The following is a 17,425-nucleotide window of genomic DNA, read 5'->3' as shown; positions in this document are numbered from 1 at the left end:
CGTGAGGCGTGCCGCGCCTGATTGAATGGTAATCTGGCGCGGATGATGCTCATAGCTGCCCTGGTCAAGACCTCCGTGGAGGTGGAGCTCGCCGACCGTCTGGTATTGCTGCTCCGTCAGGATGCGCCGTACTAGCCTTATGGGCCGCACGTGTGGTGTATGGCGCGCAGTTTATGCTGGTGAATTGCCATCAATCGTTACGCTGCTCTGGTAGATTAATTCGTGCAGTTCGTCGTTGGAGAGCTTTTCGTACCATGGAGTGTTGTGGAGCATGTCGCGCAGACGCGCATCCTGCTTGCCCATGTCCTCGCGCTGCTCCTGCGTAATTGGTTTGGGGATCGTGATGCCACGGGCGATCGCTTCATAGGTGCGGAGCAGGGTCGGATCACGGGCAATCTTTTCGTACAGATCGGGGAAACTGCTCTGGATCACCGTGAGCTTGGCGATCAGGCCTGCGGGGGTGGTGCGGCCCTGCGCACGATCCAGGATGAGGTGCAGACGGAAGATGTTGAAGCTGCGCTTGACCTTGCGCGGGTTGGGCAGAAGGCCTGCACTCATCAACTTGGCGACAGACGTGGCCTCGTCGTCGGACAGGCCGGGCAGCTTTGGCAGCCGATTGCCGAGAAATTCGTGGATCGCGGTTTGCGCCAGTGGCGGCAGGGCGAAGGGGATCTGGACGATCTTCTCCAGATAGTCGCGTTCAGGCACGGGGAAGGCACCCGGTGCCGCGCCGCGTTCGCTCAGGGCGAATTCCTTGTAGCGAATACGAATCCCTCGCTCGATGATGGCGTGGTCGACACCGAGCACAAAGACGCAGCCGCGTGCGTCGAAGAAGACCTTGATGGCTTCGAGCACGCCAAGCGCCTGATCGGGGAGGCAGCGGTCGAGGTCGTCGATGAAGATGACCAGGCGGTAGCCAGCCTGCTCGGCCCACGCTTCGATCAGCTCTTTCAGCTCGCTGTAGAACTGTTCCAGGGAGCGAACCTGATCGCGGTAAATCTTGGCTCGCTCGCGGCGGATTGCCTGGGCAAACGCCGTCGCGTCCTCGCCCTCGGCGAGCTTGCCCTGCGCCGCTTTGACGGCCTCCTCAAGCGCTTTCTGCACCGTGCCGACAAACGGGATGGCGGCCAGCCCAAGGCGCACGGCGGTGCCGACTGCGGCCTTGCCCACCTCGGGCCAATCAATCGAGACACTGCCGAGCTCCTCGCGCTCGACGGTGCGGTACAACCCGGCGATCATATCGTCGAGGCGCTGCTCCAGCTTTTCGCGCTCGGGCTTGAGATCGGCTGGTCGCGCTTGACCGGCGGCGATGGCATGCTTGCCGACGAGGGTGCGCAAGCGGTCGTCGTCCTGAACCACGTGCGTGCGGATCTCCTCGACCACGCTGATCAGCAGGGCGCGCCAGAGCGCCTCACTCTGGGCGTAGCGCCAGGCGTCGAACCAGATCGGCAACACGCCGGGATGCCTGGTGCGGTCGTCCAGCGTCTGACACATCATGCGCATCATACTCGTCTTGCCGCTGCCCCAGGGGCCATAGATCCCGACCGTCAGCGGGGTATCGCGGAGTTCGGCCCCACCAACGACCTCGACCAGCGCGGCCACTGAAGCCCCAAAGCCCAACTCGTCCTCGGTCGTCCAGAGATCGCTATAACCCAGGGGCGCCACACTCATAGTCTACCTCGCGATTCCGCAGCGATCCGCGCTGCGCGCGGGTGGGGAAGGGCGACCCCTTCCCCACACCCCTTCCCCTTCGCTGCCTAACCCGCCTCGCTGTGCCAAATGAAGGGCACGCCGAACACAGAAAACAGCAATCAGGATTCAGAACCGGGCAACGGAGCATGACTGGCGACCCGCAACCCGTAGTCGTGGTTGCGGTTGCGCGGGTAGAAGTCGTTGCTGTACGAAGCCCGGACGAATTTTTGTTCGCTGTACCACGATCCACCACGTCGTTTCCGAACCTTGTCAGCTTCCAGATACGCTGCCTGCCACTCATCTTCCAATTGATACAGGTACCTTTTGCCAGACTGCTGGGTCGCGCACCACTCCCAGATGTTCCCGGCCATGTCCAGCACGCCGTATGGACTGGCACCGATCGGATATTGATCAACTGGGGTCGTGCGTTCGTGTCCAGCCTCCTTGCTGTTGCATCGCCCGCTCTCCCAGGTGTTGCCCCAGGGCCAGATGCGCCCGTCGGTGCCGCGAGCGGCTTTTTCCCATTCAGCCTCGGTCGGCAGGCGGAATGCGTGCCCGGTCTGCACGCTGAGCCAGCGACAATAGGCGACGGACTCAAACCAACTCACCCCAACCACTGGGTAGTCGTCGCCATTCCATTTCGTAGCGTTCCAGAAACCTGGCCTGACTATCCTCTCCTTTGCCCGCCATTCCCACCCCACCTTCGTCCAGTAGGCGGGGTTGGTATAGCCATCGCCCTCGACGAATGGTCGAAACTGCGCGTTGGTCACCGGGGTTTTGCCGATCCAGTAGTCGGGCAAGGTCAGCGTGTGCTGGAGTTTCTCGTTCGCTTCAGCCATCGTATCAGCGTCGCTGCGGCCCATCAGGAAGGGGCCGGCAGGCACCTTGACCAGCACGGGCACCCAAGGCGGCAATGAGGCCCTGACTCCCTGGCTCCTGCTCTCGCTCCCGTGTCCGGGAACGGGAGGAGGTGTATTGACGTTGGTGCCATCTGGTGACGTTGCTGTCAATGGAGCGCCAACGTGCATCACTTGCTGCAAAGCCTCGACTCGCGTCAGTTCATCGGCCAGTTCGTGTATGCGCCGTTGCAGGCGCACTTGCTCAGCCGGTGAGGTAGCGCGTTCGGTGTGACTGGTGACAGCGCGCTGTTCGAGCCGTAATTCGTCGAGGTATTGCGCCAGCGCACGCGTGCGCACCGCCTTGGCTGCCGTTGGCATCGCGGCAGCGATGGGTAACGGCAAGCCTAGCCACTCCGCCAGCGCCACACTGAACAGTGGGCTCCGTGGCACCCAGTGACGTCCGCTGCGCCGGGCTACCCCGAGCAGATCGAGGCGTTCGATCCCGTTATCAGTGCGGCTCGTGCGCTGTGAGCCGCTCAGCAGTCGCCGAGCGGCATCCTCCAGCTTCAGGTCGGCGATGCTGCGCCGCAGATGCTCAAGCAGCGGGTCGTCTTGCTCCAGCAGCGCCCAGGCCAGGTTCTCGACCGCAGCCTCGTCGGGCGGCTCATCGCCAGCGATCTGCTGTGCGGCCAGCAGTTCGCCCAGGCGCTGGGTGAAGTAGGGGTGACCGCCCACCCGCTCGTAGACGGCCAGGCCCAAGGCGTGGGCGCTGGTCGGCGCGACCCCAACGAGCGCCAGGCCGTCGGCGATCACCGCGACCGCATCGGCCTCGCCCAGGTCGCCTAGGCGCTCGATCTCGCAGACATTGCGCAGGGCCGAGGCTTCGACCACGGCGAGGCGGTAGAGTTCGATGCCGCCCGCCAGCACGAACTGGGCTTTGGCGAGGGCCAGGCTGCTGAGACGACGGGTGTGCAGCGCCCGCAACACATGCGCCAGATCCTCGCGGGTAGCGTCGGGTAACGTGCCAAGTTCATCGAGCAACAGCACCAGGCGCTGCACGGCAGCACCCGCCAGGGCGTCTTCGAGGAAATCGCCCAGGGCTGGAGCGTCGAGCGTTTCAGGGGGGCGGGGCGCATTCGGCAGCACCCGCGCCGCGCTCCGGGCCAGGTGCAGATAGGCCTCGGGCGAGGTCGCGCGCGGGAGACCCTGGAAATCGACGCGGCAGACCCGCACGCCGTCACCGCTCCGCTCGTGCAGTTTGGCTTCGAGTCGCAGCAAGACGGTGGTCTTGCCATTCTGGCGCCCGCCATAGACCAGCAAGAAGAAATCGAGGTCGCTCAGACAGGCCTGCTCGAGCCGGGCAAGCTCGCTCGCCCGCCCACGGAAAAGCGGATGGTTCAGGCGCAGCGCGCCGCTACGGGTGAAGGGGTTGTGCCGCATGGAAGATTCATCCTCGCACATCTGCTGCTCACACTGGGAGCCATTCCGTCACATCGCGCCACTGCGTAGCCTCGGTCGTACTCCAGTACACATACAGGGCTTCAGCGAGCAGCAAGAGCGAGGTGCGCTTCCGCACCAGAAAGATGCCCCAATGATGCTTTCCGGCAGCAAAATGATCGGCAATGTGACCAGGTATGCTCTTCCGATTGTCGGTCACCAGGACGCGCTGATACACGTCGAGCCAGTCGAGCATGTCAGGATCGAGTGTCCCCAACGCTGGCGCGTCCTCATCACCAACGCGTAGCACATCAAGTTCAGGATAGTGGCGCAGGATGGTCAGTTTGACCCGTGGCGACAAGTTTTCGTCCAACAGATAGCGGATCTTCATGGTGCAGCACGTTCTTGTTGCCGCTGCGTGATCAGCGCACGGATCCGTTGCGAGAGTGCGGGCATCGTTGCGGCCCATTCCTGGTAGCGTGCCTCTGCTGCGGCATCGATCCGCACGATGTAGGCATCAACCTGCGCTTGATGATGCAGATAATAGGCAAGGACGCCATAGATCTGCTCCAGGCTGACCCCCGGATATTCGAGCGCCATCTGCTCCGGGCTGTAGCCTTCGTGATAGCGTTCGACAATATGTTCCAGACCAATGCGATGACCTTTCAGCCGGATCACATCTTCAGCGTGGAAATCAAGGTAGTTTTCGAGATGCATCGCACGTACTCCTGCACGATATCGTTTGCGGGCATTTTATCACGCACGGCATGCGCATGTCCAGGTTCTGCATCGAGACACGTAGGACGATTGCAGCTTCCTGCCGTGGCCGTGAACGGCTCGGCTCATAGTGAGCGAAGGCCACCTTCGTGGGCTGGAGCGGATTCATTTCTGAAAGACCATAACACCATCGGCGTCAACGCCTCGGCCACGAGCGCGAAGCCGACCTACGGCGGCTGGATCAACTCTTCGCGCCTTTGCGTCAAAAAGGGGTGGCGCCCGCCTGGCTCGATCACAATGAGGGCCGCCCGAGTACAGCAATCAGCAATCAGGATTCAGAACCGCGCAGCGGAGAATGACTGGCGACCCGTAAGCTGTAGTTGATGCTGCGGTAGCGCGGGTCGTAGCCGCCGCGGAACGAAGCCCGGGCATGCTTTTGCTCATCGTGCCACGATCCACCACGAAGAATCCGAGCCTGGTCAGCTTCTAGGTATGCTGCTTGCCATTCATCTGCCAATTGATACGGGTATGTTTTGTCAGGCCCACTCGCGCACCACTCCCAGACGTTGCCCACCATATCGAAGGCACCATAGATACTGGCACCGCCAGGAAACTGGTCGACCGAATTGGTCTTGTTGATCCCCGCCTCTGCACTGTTGCAGCGTCCCGCCTCCCATTGATGACCCCATGGCCAGATCAGGCCATCCGTCCCGCGTGCCGCCTTTTCCCACTCTGCCTCGCTGGGCAACCGGAACGTGTGGCCAGTCTGGGCAGTGAGCCAGCGGCAGTAAGCGACCGCCTCGAACCAGCCAATGCCCACAACAGGATGCTGTGCATAGCTTGAGGTCGCATGGTTCCACCATTGAGGAGCGACAAGCTGTTCCTGCTCACGCCATTCCCATCCCACCTTCGTCCAGTAGACGGGGTTGGTGTAGCCATCGCCCTCGACGAAGGGCCGAAACTGCGCGTTGGTCACCGGGGTCTTGCCGATCCAGTAGTCAGGCAGTTCCAGGCGATGCTGGGGTTTTTCGTTGTCGCGCGCCATCGTGTCGGTGTCGCTGCTGCCCATCAGGAAGGGGCCGGCGGGTACTTTGACCAGCGTGGGAACCCAGGGCGGCAATGCGGCCTTCGTCCCTTCGACGGTGCGCAGGGCAGATCCCTGGTTCGCGATCCTGGGAGCAGGGGGTGTTGCGTTCGCGCTGGACGCACCTGGTTGCGCTTGTTGCTCGGGTGTCTTTGGGATAACTGGCGTTGGGACGGGCGGTGGTGGCGCTGCCATGGTCGGCGGTGTGCGATCCGCCGGGGTGGGTGCGGCCTCGGATGTTGATGGGCCAGGATGGGCGGTCGATGTTTCCTCCGCGCGGCGCAAATCTTGGATCTCCCGACGCAGGTCTTCGATCTCGATCGTGATGTGGGGCGGTGTGTCAATGCCGTAGCGCGCCGCCGTGAGCTCAAGCGCGTGCAGACGGCGGCGCTTCTCGGCGAGGATGCGCTGATCCGCCGTTGGAGGATCGTCGGGGGCAACGGTCGCCGGGCGCGCCTGCTCGGGCGGAGGCGCGGCCACCCCAAGCAATCGGTGGAACACCGCCGCCAGCAACGGGTTGCGCGGTGCCCAATGCGCGCCGTCGCGTTTCGCGAGGCCAATCAGTTCCAGACGCACCATGTCGTCGTCGAGGCGGTCGAAGGGCGGGCGGTCGCGCAACAGGCGTCGGGCGGCCTCCTCCAACTGGTGCGCACGCAGGTCGTCGCGGATGCGGCGGAGCAACGGCGGCGCGTCGGCGACAATCTCCCTCGCGGCAAGCTCCACGTCAGCGAGGCTCAGCGCGGTGCCCGCCGCGTGGGCGCTTGCCAGCAACTCGCCCATGCGCTGGGTCAGGTAGGGGTGGCCGGCCACCTGCGCGTAGACCGCCCGGCCAAGCGTTTCACTCAGGACAGCTTCGATGCCTGCTGCCTGGAGGCCGTCGGCGATCAGCGTCACCGCCTCAGGCGCGGGCAGGTCGGGCAGGTAGATCTCTTCGCAGACACTGTGCAGCGACGAGACCTCGCTCACGACCATCGTGTAGAGTTCGACCCCGCCGCTGAAGATTATCTGCAACTTCTGGAGTGGCGGTGCGACCAGCCGGTTGTGGAAGAACGAGCGCAGCGCATTGCCGAGGGCCTCGCGCGAGTCTGGCGGCAGCGCACCGAGCTCGTCGAGCATCAGGACAAGCCGCCCGACCTCGGGCCGCGCCAGCGCCTCATTGAGCCGGGCCTTCAGCCGTGGCGCACTGACAATCTGCCCGAGGTCACGCCCAAGCGGCACGACCGTGTCGATCTGCTCGGCCAGATACGCAAACACCTGCTCCGGTCGTGCGCCCTGGATCTCCTGAAAGTCAATCCGGCACAATTTCGTCGGCTGCTCCACCGCGCCCAGGAGTTGGAACAAGAGACTCGTCTTGCCATTCTGACGCCCGCCGTAGATCACCCCGTAGCGCGTCACCTCCTCGCGGCAGAGGCGCAGCAGGCGTGCCAACTCGGCAGCGCGCCCGCGAAACACAGGGCTGCCCGGGCTAAGGGCCGTGGTTGAGAAAAAAGCCATACGCGCCACGCTGCTCCATGAACCGTCCACGTCGGATATGAATCCATTGTAACAGACGAATGCGTGCGTGCGTACGGATCAGCGAGGGAAAGAGGAAAGCTGAAAGAGCAAAGCTGAAAAGGCGTCGACACAGCCTGGGATAACTGTGTCAGCACCTTATGCCGGGTCTCGCCGTCAGAAGCACCCAAGGTTCAGCCCGATCACCGCGGTTCGTTCGGGGTCGCCGCAACGACGGCATCAGCCACGCCGTCGTTATGCCAGCGATCGCGTTTCTCTGCTTCTGGACGAAGGATAGTAGTTTCGTGCGTGCGCGAGATAAATTGACAAATTCGCGGGGGCGGTGTATGCTTTTTCGCATAGATCTTATACACGCCGATATCTGCACGTATCGTTTCGCCACCCCGATTCCGGCGCAAAATGTTTTACATGTTGTGGTGTGACACGGCCCAACGCCGGGCCAGCCTCACCGACGGGTGATCACATGGCGACGATCGATGAGGTTGCACAGGTCGAAAGGGTCTCGCCTGCGACCGTATCAGACGTACTCAACCAGCACCTTTACTTGAGTACGGCGACCCGGGCCAGGGTCGAGTGCGTGACCGCCGCGACGGGTTGCGCGCCAGGATCGTGGGCGCGGTTGCGCGGCCCGCGCCGCTCGTGTATGCCCGGTCTGCTCATCACCTCCTCCTCAGACCACTTCTTTGCCGATCCGCACCTGTTCGCGATCATACGCGGCATTGAGGCGGCGGCCACCTGTCATAGCTACAACCGGCTATTCTCGACCGCGCACGGCACGAGCGGCGGCGCCGCTCGGCTTGATTGCCCGCTCTCGCCCCGGCCATGCTGCTCATCCTACTGTTCGGCACACTTCGCCCATCCGGCTCCCGGCCGGTCGAGGCGGCCTGCGCTTGCCTTGGCGCGATCCTCGCGGGTGACACGATCGCGGCGCGACGGTTCCCGAAAGGAGGTGGTTGAAACATAGAGCGTAAAACACCGAACACGGAGCACCGGGCAGTACTATGGATCGCCTGATGCGCTCGTCACACGTTCTCCCTTCCCACACCGCTGTGGGGAAGTTTGCACTGTTGCACATATGTGAAAGGACACAAGCTCATGCAGCGTATGCAACGCAGATTTTCGTGGATCAGTCTGATCGCGATTCTTACCCTGGCTCTTGCGGCCTGTGGCGGCGGAACTACCGCGCAGCCTACCACCGCCCCAGCGCCTACGGAAGCGCCCGCCCCCACGGAAGCGGCCGCCGCCACGGAAGCGCCCGCCGCCACGGAAGCGCCGGCACCTACGGAAGCGGCTGCCGCCACGGAGGCCCCGGTGGCCATGGACGAGGTCGCCCTTCGCTGGCGCACTCGCCCCGACAACCAGGCCGAGATCGACGTGTATAGCCAGATCTCCAGCGAAATCGACGCCCAACTCGACAACATCAGCCTAACCTACGAGCCCGGCGGATCTGAGACATCGTCGTACCAGGATGTGCTCAAGACCGAATTATCGGCCGGCACTGCCCCCGACGTCTTCTGGATCCCCGGCACCGACATCGCCGACTTCGCCACTCGCGGCCTTATCCTCGATCTCCGCGACCTGGCCGATGCCGACTATAACGACAGCGACTTCTATCCTGGCCCGATGTTCCACTTAACCTTCAATCCCGAGACCGGCATGACCGGCGAGACGCTCTGGGGCCTGCCCCGCGACGTCTCGACCTTCGCGCTCTACCTCAACAACGACCTGATCGAGCAGGCCGGCGCCGAGGATCCGCGCGTGCTGGCGGCTAACGGCGAGTGGACCTGGGACAAGTTCCTTGAGACGGCCATAGCGGTCAACAACCTGGGCGGCGACGTCAAGGGCTTTGGTATGAACGCATGGTGGGCCAACCCCGGTCTGTTCATCAACTCGGCCGGCGGCGGCTTCTTCAACGAGGATCGCACCGCCTGTGCGCTCGATAGCGATGCATCGGTGGCGGGCATGGAGTTCGCCTCGCGGCTCTACAACGAATTCGGCGTGGCCGTGCCCTACGGCGAAGACTCCGAGCCACCCTTCCTAGCCGGCAATGTCGGCATGTTCCTCAACGGCCGCTGGGCCACACCCGGCACCCGCGCAAGCGCCGAGTTCGACTGGGACGTTGTCGACGTGCCGATCGGCCCCGGCGGCGCTCGCAGCTGGCTCTTCTGGGGCGCCTATGTGGTCAATGCCAACACCGCGCATCCCGAGGAGGCCTGGCAGCTCGTTCGCGCCCTGACCACTGCCGAGACCCAGAGCAAGATCGCCGAGTTGGGCGCCAACATTCCTTCGCGTGTCTCCGATGCGGCGATCCAGGCCTTCCTGACCTACACCCCACCGGCCAATAATCAGGCGTTCATCAACAACCTCGCGAACGACCCGGCCATTGAAGGCCCACTATGGGCCGGCTCGTGGCCTGAGTTCGACGCCGCCACAGGCTCGAAATTTACCGCATTGCTCAATGGCGACCTGACTCTCGAGGACTACCAGGCTACCGTCTGTGAGGAGGCTAACCAGGCCTTTGATCAGTAGCGGTTCATGCGTGAGGGGTCGCAAGGTGAGCCCGGCTCACCTTGCGACCCCATAAAAGGGAAGCCCATGGCAACCACGACCGCACGGAAGCCGGCCACAACGGCCGGCGCGGCCCTTGTGATCAGGCTTGGCGCGGCCTGGCACGCCCTGCTCGCTTTCGGACTCGTCGCCGCGGCCTGGGCGCTGCTTCAGGCCCGCTGGGTGCAGCGCGACGGCCTGCGCCTCTATGTTGCGGGCCTGATCTTGCTCGGCGCGGTCGCCAGTGTTATCGCGCTCGTACTGCTGCTCCGTCGCGACGGGCGGGGCCGTGCGATCAGCCTTGGCCTCAACTATATTTTTGGGGTCGGGTCATTGCTCAGCCTGCTCGGCGTGCTGGGCCTCTACATCAGCCTTGACGAAGTCGCCGCAAGTTTCAACCGCTGGGTCTGGCTCCTGCTCGGGGTGCTGGTGGGCTTTCTGATCGGGTCCGTCGGCGATCGCTTCACCCACGCGCCGACAACACAGGCTGCCTTCCACCGTGCCGGCGGCTGGGTCATGGGTGCCAGCGCGATCATCCTGCTGCTGGCGATGGGGCTGATCCAGGGCGTGATCGGGCTGCTCAGCGGGCTCGGCAACCCATTGGCGCTGGTGCTCCTTTCGGCCACGGTGCTCTTCGGCCTGTTCTTCTGGCTGATGCTGCGGCCACAGATTGCCGTCGCTTTCGGGGCAGGTGAGCGCGATGCCGAGGCAGTCAGCGGCTTCCTGTTCATCGCGCCGAACCTGCTTGGCTTCATGCTCTTCTTCGCCGGGCCGCTGCTCTTCTCGCTCTACCTCAGCTTCACCAACTCCGACTCGTTTACGGCCGAGTTCGTAGGCCTGCGCAACTATATCGAGATCTTCAGCCTACAGTTTGCCCAGGTGCCGCCCGGTCAGCGCTCGGGTGCGGTCTTGAGCAGCGGCTATATCGAGCTCGTGCGCCTGGGTGACTTTGTGGTCGGGGCGAAGGATCGTATCTTCTGGATCGCACTCTGGAATACGATCGTCTACTGCTTCTGGGTGACCATGCTGAGCGTCGTACCGGCCCTGCTGGTGGCCACGATCCTCAACAGCAAGATCCCCGGGATGCAGTTCTTCCGTGCGATCTATTTCATCCCCAGCATCGCCGGCGTGGTCGGCGTCGCGGTGATCTGGAAATGGCTCTACAACTCGAATATCGGCTTCCTGAACTATGGCATCAACCAGGTGCTCGGTCTGTTCAACCGGCTGCCTTTCGTCGAGATTGCGCCCGTCCAGATCGCCTGGTTGGCCAGCCAGCAGACCGCCCTGGCCTCGATTATTATTATGGCGGCATGGCAACTGCTGGGGTTCAACACGATTCTGTTCCTGGCCGGACTCCAGGGCATTCCCGGCGAGATCTACGAGGCCGCGACGATCGACGGGGCGAGCAACCTGCAGCGCTTTCGCTATATGACGCTGCCGCTTCTGGCGCCCACAACCTTCTTCGTTGTGACGACGACCCTGATCACCACCCTCCAGGTCTTCAGTGAGCCGTTCGTGATGACGCCGCCCCCCGGCGGCGGCCCGAACAACTCGACGATGACCGCCGTGCTCTACCTCTACCAGCGCGGCTTCAACCGCTTCGAGCAGGGCTATGCCGCGGCAGTGGCCTGGGTGGTCTTCCTGTTCATCTTCGCCGTCACCCTGGTGCAGTTCCGGCTCCAGCGCCGCTACGGCGACATGTAGGGGAATATCATGAAGCGTGCCCGATCATACCAGACCCAGAAGTGGCTCACCTATATCGGCGCCTACGCCGTGCTGACCATGTTCGGGTTGTTGATCATCTTCCCGTTCATGTTCATGTTTTTTACCTCGTTCAAGGCTTCAGGCGATGTCTTCCGCTCGCCGCCCCGGTTGCTGCCTTACAGCGTTCAGACGGCCAGTGTCAATGGTGAGACGGTGCCGCTCTACTGGGTTGAGACGCCGGAAGGCTTGCGTACGTTGGCCCTGGTCGATCAGGGCGCTCCGCTGGTGATCTTTGCCAGCGTCGATGATCCGAGCCGGACGTTTGAACGAGCCCCTCGTGACGCGAAACCCGTCGGCGGCTTCACTGCTCAGGAGCAGATCACGGTCGACGGAGAGACGAAGCTGCTGTGGGAAATCGAGGAGGGCGGCCAGACCCTGCCGGTTTTCGAGTTGAGTCGTGGGCGCATGGGCGTTTTCGTCGACCCGGACGACCCGCAAGTCACTTTCGACGCGAGCCTTACCGATGCGACACCGGTCGAGCGGATCAATCTGCACATCGAGAATTACCAGCGTGTGCTTGAGTTGCAGAACATCGATCGTAGTTTGACCAATACCATGCTGGTGACGATCCTGGTGGTGATCGGGCAGGTAGTGACCTCGGTGCTGGGCGGCTACGCCTTTGCCCGGTTGCGCTTCCCCGGGCGCGACAGCTTGTTCGTGGTCTACCTGGGGACGATCATGATCCCCTTTGTGGTGTTGATCATCCCCATGTACCAGTTGATGGTGATCGTCGGCTGGGTCGACCGCATCGCGGCCCTGGTGATGCCCTGGATCTTCACTGCCTACGGCACCTTCCTGATGCGCCAGTTCTTCATCAGCATTCCAAAAGATCTGGAGGAGGCGGCGCTGATGGATGGGGCCTCGCGGTTGCGCATTCTCTGGCAGATCTTCGTGCCGCTGGCCGGCCCGGCCATCGCGACCCAGGCCACCTTCACCTTCCTCTATGCCTGGAATAGCTTTGTCTGGCCTTTGATCGTGATCAATACGGGCAACTTCGGCAATCAGGTACTGACCCTCTCGCTGATGGTGCTACAGGGTCGCGCCGCCGAAAGCCCGAATCTGGTAATGGCCGGCACGACTATCGCCGTAAGCGTGCCGCTGCTGATCTTCGTGCTCGCCCAGCGCTATTTTGTCGAGGGCATTGCAACGACCGGGATCAAGTAGAGGCGTCGTGCGTCTGGTATAATGTATTGCGAGGGCCTTCGCGACCCGTAGCCGAGGGCTTCAGCCCGACGGTGCTCCGGTCAGGTGGACTTTGCATGATACTGCTGGCAAACCCCTCCTCAGCGGGCTCCTGCGCTGATGGCGTCTGCGCAAAACCACCTCGTTTGTGCTATGCTTGGTCATACGAGCCGCAGACAGTTGGGTTGCTGCGTAGGGATTGGAGGTTACCGATGTCATTGCATGCCCCCCTGTTCTCCTGTATTCCGAACGAGACCGCACGGGTCGCCCATGCCGCCTTCCCCAAAGGCAATCCCTCTATGCGGATGCGTGACACCCTTGGCCCGATCTCTGCCAATCGCGATGTTGCCGACCTCTTTCCGAGGGACGGCGCACCCGCGCAAGCGCCGGCCCACCTTGCGCTCATCAGCGTGATGCAGTTTGCCGAGAACCTGTCTGACCGCCAGGCCGCCGACGCGGTGCGTGCGCGCATCGACGGGAAGTATGCCCTTGCCCTCGAACTGACTGACCCCGGCTTTGATGCCTCGGTGCTCTGCGACGTTCGCGCCCGCCTGGTCGCCGGAGGCGCGGAACAGCGTCTCTTTGAACAGATGCTCCTGCTGTTCAAAGCGCAGGGACTGGTCAAGGGCAAAGGCCGCCAGCGCACCGATGCCACCCATGTCTTGGCCGCCATGCACGTCCTTCATCGGCTCGAGTGTATCGGCGAAACCGTGCGTCACGCGCTCACTACCCTGGCGACCAGCGCCCCCGCATGGCTCACGTCCTGGGTGCCCGCCGAGTGGTCTACCCGCTATGGACGCCGCATTGACGAATATCGCCTGCCTGAGGCCAAAGCCGACCGCTCTGCCCTGGCAGAGGAATGGGGAACCGATGGTCGCGAGCTTTTGCATCGGCTCTGGGATCCGGCGACTGACCCAGCCCTGCGTGCATTGCCTGCCGTGCAGATCCTCCGCCTGGTCTGGCTCCAGCAGTTGTACGCCGAACCGCCCGCGGCACCGATGCGCTGGCGGGTGGCTGAGGATCTGCCTCCAGCCCCACAATTAATCTGCACGCCCTATGATGTCGATGCCCGCTTCAGCAAGAAGCGCGAAACCAGCTGGGTCGGCTCCAAGGTGCATCTGACCGAAAGCGGTGATGATGATGCGCCCCACCTGTTCACCGATGTGACGACCACGCCGGCGACCACGGCAGACAACACGATGCCTGCCATCATTCAGCAGCAGTTGGAGACGCGCGGCCTCGCACCCACCGAACACCTGGTGGATGCCGGCGATGTGTGTGCCGAGAACCTGCTGACGAGTCAGCAGGCGGACATCGATCTGGTCGGTCCAACCCCGCCCGAACCGGGCTGGCGGGCCAAGGCCAAGGAAGGGTTTGCGGGCTCTTGCTTTGTGCTGGATTGGGACGCGGAGCAGGCGACCTGTCCGCAGGGACAGGTGAGCCGCAGCTGGACGGCGAGTGCGGATCACGAGGGCCGGCCCTCGGTGGCCATCCGCTTTGACAAGTCAACCTGTGCCGCATGTCCGGCACGCACCCCATGCCTGGGAAACGCGCAGGGGCCGCGCTCCTTGCTGGTGCATGAGCGAGCGCACGATGAAGCGCTCCACGGGGCCCGCACGCGCCAGCAGACCGAGGCCTTCAAGACCGTGTATGCCGACCGGGCGGGGATTGAGGGCAGTCTCTCGCAAGGGGTACGGGTCAGTGGGATGCGCCAGTCGCGCTACATCGGCTACCTAAAGACGCGCCTGATGCACTTCCTGGTTGCGGCCGCGCTCAATTTCATACGGGTTGCGGCATGGCTGGCCGAGGTGCCGCAGGCGCGCACGCGCACCTCGGCCTTTGCGCGCTTGGCGCCGGCCGCGACGTGAGCGCGTCTCCCAGGAGGGGTTTGCCAGCAGTATCTTTGCATCAGCCCTGCTGCCCTGCCCTCCCACGGATGGCTCCTTCAAGATGGTATACTATCATTGTATCGTTGTGGTGGTGGGTCGCCCGATGACGGCAACCCACCAGGATCGACCCTATGCCACGGATTGCCGAGTTTGATGGGATCATCATCCTTCTGTACTATGATGACCACCATCCGCCCCATGTTCATGTACGGTATGGCAGCCATCAGGCGTTGATGCAGATCGATCCGGCAAGCATTGCGGCCGGAGCACTTCCACGGCGGGTTGAACAGCAGGTTCTCGCCTGGGCAACCCGCCGCATGGCAGCGCTCCAAGCGAACTGGGATCGTGCGCAACGCCATCAGCCGCTCGAATGGATTGATCCATAGGAGGAAGGGAATCGTGATGCAACTTATGGACATTGTGGCGGCCGAGCCGCTTGAGGGCTTTCACGTCCGCCTGACCTTCACTGACCACACCACCCGCGAGGTGGATTTGTGGCCGTATATTCACCGTGGCCCGATCTTCGCGCCCGTTCGTGACGATGTTGCCTTCTTCCGCCAGATGGAGATTCGCGACGGCACGATTGCCTGGCCCAACGGGGCCGATATCGACCCGAATGTGCTCTATTACCCTGAGTTGCACCCGGCGGCGTGGGCGCACGAGCAGACTCCGTCGCCCTGACGGGGTTGTTTGCCTCTGCGTGCCCGTGCTGAAGACCCTGACGGAATTGCTGACGCGCCGTCGGGGTTTTGCGTGGCTTCCATATCCGCATGCCCATGCTGGCCCTGCCTGCGGCCTGTCGCCGCTACCGCGAAGTGCTCGTGGTCGGCATTAGGGCAATGGCATCTTCGGTTGGTGCGGGTCGCGAGACCGGTGGATCGCCCCTCGCCGCCGCCCCCGTCGGCGTAAACGCCTCGGCGACGCAGGGCCAAGCCGACCTTCGTCGGCTCGATCAGGCCACGCAGGTGGCCTTCGCTCCCCACGAGCCGAGCCGTTCACGGCCACGGCAAGAAGATGCAATCGCCCTATGGTCGGCATCGTGCGATCAGGCTGGCGCAGCGGCGCGGAACTGAAGGAACGTGCCCGCCTAGCTGACCGGCGACGTGCTAGAGCTGACGCAGCAGGACGCCCCGCGCTATACCATCTCATTGATCGCCCGTCGCCAGAGGTTGCGGATGGAGATGATCGGGAGGCTGAACATGAGGACTCCGAAGCGGTACGCTTCACTCCTGGCCTTACGCATCAGCAAGCAGCAGATCGGCTAAGTCGTAACAATGGTAGCGTGCGTACAGGTTGGTGCGTTTGCGCATCAGGTGTAGGTTGAGCAGCCGTGCCGCATACTGGACACCAGGATCGGCGATGAGCCGCTCAAGCTGATCGAGGCCATCAACCCTCAACCGCAGTTGATCGTGGCCTGCTGCCTCATAGTTCGACGGCTCAAAACTCGCCTCGGGATGGGCCGCCTCGAATTGCTCAGGCTGGGCGTACATCTCGGCAAACCCCTCCATTGAGACGTTCAGAAATGCCCAGAGCAGCCTCGGATCTTCCTTGAAATACCCCACGACAAACATCTCCATCACATTGATGTTGAAGCAAGCCAGGCGCGGCGAGGTGCTGATGTTCGTCGAAGGCAGACAACTGATACTCCAGTAGGCGGGTTCGGTCGCGGCAGGACGGGGAATACAGTGCGTAAGATACGTGCGCCAACAGGCGATCAGCCGGTCGGCGTCGGGGCGTTGCTGCAGCCGCTTGAGTTTGCTCGCCTGTTTCATGCGCTGTTCAGGACTCACCGGCGGGCGCACGCCATGATCGAGATCAAGCGGGCTGGCAAGCCACCGTTGCTGCGCATCGGGGGTGATCAGGTCGTCAAACGGCGAGGATTGGTGCGTAATGCTGGCATGCACGATATTGAGCAACGGAAAGCCTTGGAGTTCGAGAATCTGGATTGTCTCTTGTTCGCGGAGATCAAGCTCGGCTTGGTTGGCACGCAACTTGAGCAGGCTCACAGCATGGAGATCGGGATAGATCCGGCGGTGCGCAGCGAGGCGTGCAGGCAAATTGACCGATTGACCGACATAGTAGCGGTCGTCAGCCAAATGCAAGACATATATGCCACTCTTCCAAGCTGGAACAACGGCGGTCATTGGTGGGTGGAAGCCCAAGGCGGCGAGGATTTCATCAAGGCCCTGGACTGCGAAGGCCGCAGTGCAGCGCCGGATCGCAGCCGCCCATTCGGGCCAGTGCGTATCGGCATCAATGATGCCGAGCTCACCGAGCAAGACTGGCTCATCAGGGAGGCACAACTCCCACAGATTATCCTCAGTGATCGGCCCCTCGACCAGCAGGGTAACGTCGTCCTGATCCACCGGATCAGTCCAGACCGCGACCGCCCAGGGGTAATTGTCGAGCGTCGGTAACGGAATGCTCAGGTTGCCATGCTCATCAACATCAATCGCCACCGGCGCGGCAACGCGATACACACCTTGATTAAGCGGATCATAGATCAGGCCAGCAAACGTCCAGTAACCCTCACCGGATTCATCGGCCTCCAGGAACGCATAAGCTTCACTCGGATCCAAATTGCGATAGATGTGTGTCATGCAGTTTGCTCGTTAGGTGAGGTTTCAGGGGTCACGGGTCAGGGGTCAGCCCGGGCGTATCAGAACACGGTGTTCATCGTCAAACTGTAACGTTGCCTTGAAACCCGCCTTCCAGCACACAGGATTCAGGACTCAGAACCGGGCAGGGCAGCATAACTGGCG

13 protein-coding genes and 1 pseudogene are annotated in these 17,425 nt (G+C 62.7%); 8 read left to right on the top strand and 6 right to left on the bottom strand.

The genetic code is table 11. The features are described from left to right. Nucleotides 1–171: 171 nt before the first annotated feature. The 5 genes from EYB53_RS11215 to EYB53_RS11195 form a co-directional block, all read right to left on the bottom strand. Nucleotides 172–1,671 (bottom strand): KAP family P-loop NTPase fold protein, encoded by a 1,500-nt coding sequence (locus EYB53_RS11215; protein WP_135478275.1) that lies wholly within the window; start codon nt 1,669–1,671, stop codon nt 172–174. 140 nt (nt 1,672–1,811) lie between these two features. Further along, complete coding sequence (locus EYB53_RS11210) at nt 1,812–3,971, bottom strand: SUMF1/EgtB/PvdO family nonheme iron enzyme (RefSeq protein ID WP_167857354.1); 2,160 nt, start codon at nt 3,969–3,971, stop codon at nt 1,812–1,814. A gap of 28 nt (nt 3,972–3,999) precedes the next feature. Then, nucleotides 4,000–4,359, bottom strand: a complete 360-nt coding sequence (locus EYB53_RS11205) for a DUF5615 family PIN-like protein (RefSeq protein ID WP_135478273.1) — start codon at nt 4,357–4,359, stop codon at nt 4,000–4,002. Beyond that, entirely contained in the window at nt 4,356–4,685 is a 330-nt protein-coding gene (locus tag EYB53_RS11200; protein ID WP_135478272.1) for a DUF433 domain-containing protein, read from the bottom strand. Before EYB53_RS11200 ends, EYB53_RS11205 begins: the two co-directional genes overlap by 4 nt. Before the next feature lie 328 nt (nt 4,686–5,013). Next, nucleotides 5,014–7,263 carry an SUMF1/EgtB/PvdO family nonheme iron enzyme gene (locus tag EYB53_RS11195; protein ID WP_135478271.1) on the bottom strand — a complete coding sequence of 750 codons (2,250 nt, stop codon included), beginning with the start codon at nt 7,261–7,263 and terminating at the stop codon, nt 5,014–5,016. Between the two features lie 481 nt (nt 7,264–7,744). On the opposite strand from EYB53_RS11195, the pseudogene EYB53_RS26615 reads away from it, so the two are divergent. From EYB53_RS26615 to EYB53_RS11155, 8 genes and pseudogenes are all read left to right on the top strand, one after another. Next, nucleotides 7,745–7,810: pseudogene (locus EYB53_RS26615) on the top strand (hypothetical protein); the annotation flags it as partial. A gap of 566 nt (nt 7,811–8,376) precedes the next feature. Then, nucleotides 8,377–9,810 (top strand): ABC transporter substrate-binding protein, encoded by a 1,434-nt coding sequence (locus tag EYB53_RS11185; RefSeq protein WP_167857353.1) that lies wholly within the window; start codon nt 8,377–8,379, stop codon nt 9,808–9,810. 66 nt (nt 9,811–9,876) lie between these two features. Next, nucleotides 9,877–11,532, top strand: a complete 1,656-nt coding sequence (locus tag EYB53_RS11180) for a carbohydrate ABC transporter permease (protein ID WP_135478267.1) — start codon at nt 9,877–9,879, stop codon at nt 11,530–11,532. A 9-nt stretch (nt 11,533–11,541) separates the two neighbouring features. Further along, the gene (locus EYB53_RS25590; RefSeq protein WP_254151027.1) at nt 11,542–12,756 is read left to right on the top strand and encodes a carbohydrate ABC transporter permease; all 1,215 of its coding nucleotides are present in this window, start codon (nt 11,542–11,544) and stop codon (nt 12,754–12,756) included. A 230-nt stretch (nt 12,757–12,986) separates the two neighbouring features. After that, nucleotides 12,987–14,642, top strand: a complete 1,656-nt coding sequence (locus EYB53_RS11170) for an IS1182 family transposase (RefSeq protein WP_135478266.1) — start codon at nt 12,987–12,989, stop codon at nt 14,640–14,642. A gap of 152 nt (nt 14,643–14,794) precedes the next feature. Further along, nucleotides 14,795–15,049, top strand: a complete 255-nt coding sequence (locus EYB53_RS11165) for a DUF4160 domain-containing protein (RefSeq protein WP_135478265.1) — start codon at nt 14,795–14,797, stop codon at nt 15,047–15,049. A gap of 16 nt (nt 15,050–15,065) precedes the next feature. Further along, the gene (locus EYB53_RS11160) at nt 15,066–15,344 is read left to right on the top strand and encodes a DUF2442 domain-containing protein (protein WP_254151028.1); all 279 of its coding nucleotides are present in this window, start codon (nt 15,066–15,068) and stop codon (nt 15,342–15,344) included. An 89-nt stretch (nt 15,345–15,433) separates the two neighbouring features. Further along, complete coding sequence (locus tag EYB53_RS11155; protein WP_135478264.1) at nt 15,434–15,736, top strand: hypothetical protein; 303 nt, start codon at nt 15,434–15,436, stop codon at nt 15,734–15,736. 162 nt (nt 15,737–15,898) lie between these two features. Here EYB53_RS11155 and EYB53_RS11150 read toward each other — a convergent pair whose 3' ends face one another. Further along, nucleotides 15,899–17,263, bottom strand: a complete 1,365-nt coding sequence (locus EYB53_RS11150; protein WP_135478263.1) for a GIY-YIG nuclease family protein — start codon at nt 17,261–17,263, stop codon at nt 15,899–15,901. Between the last annotated feature and the right edge of the window lie 162 nt (nt 17,264–17,425).

This window comes from Candidatus Chloroploca mongolica, from assembly GCF_004762035.2.
Classification (GTDB): Bacteria; Chloroflexota; Chloroflexia; order Chloroflexales; family Chloroflexaceae; genus Chloroploca; species Chloroploca mongolica.
Note: the sequence above shows the minus strand (reverse complement) of the source record. Positions and strands in the feature narration are given on the sequence as shown.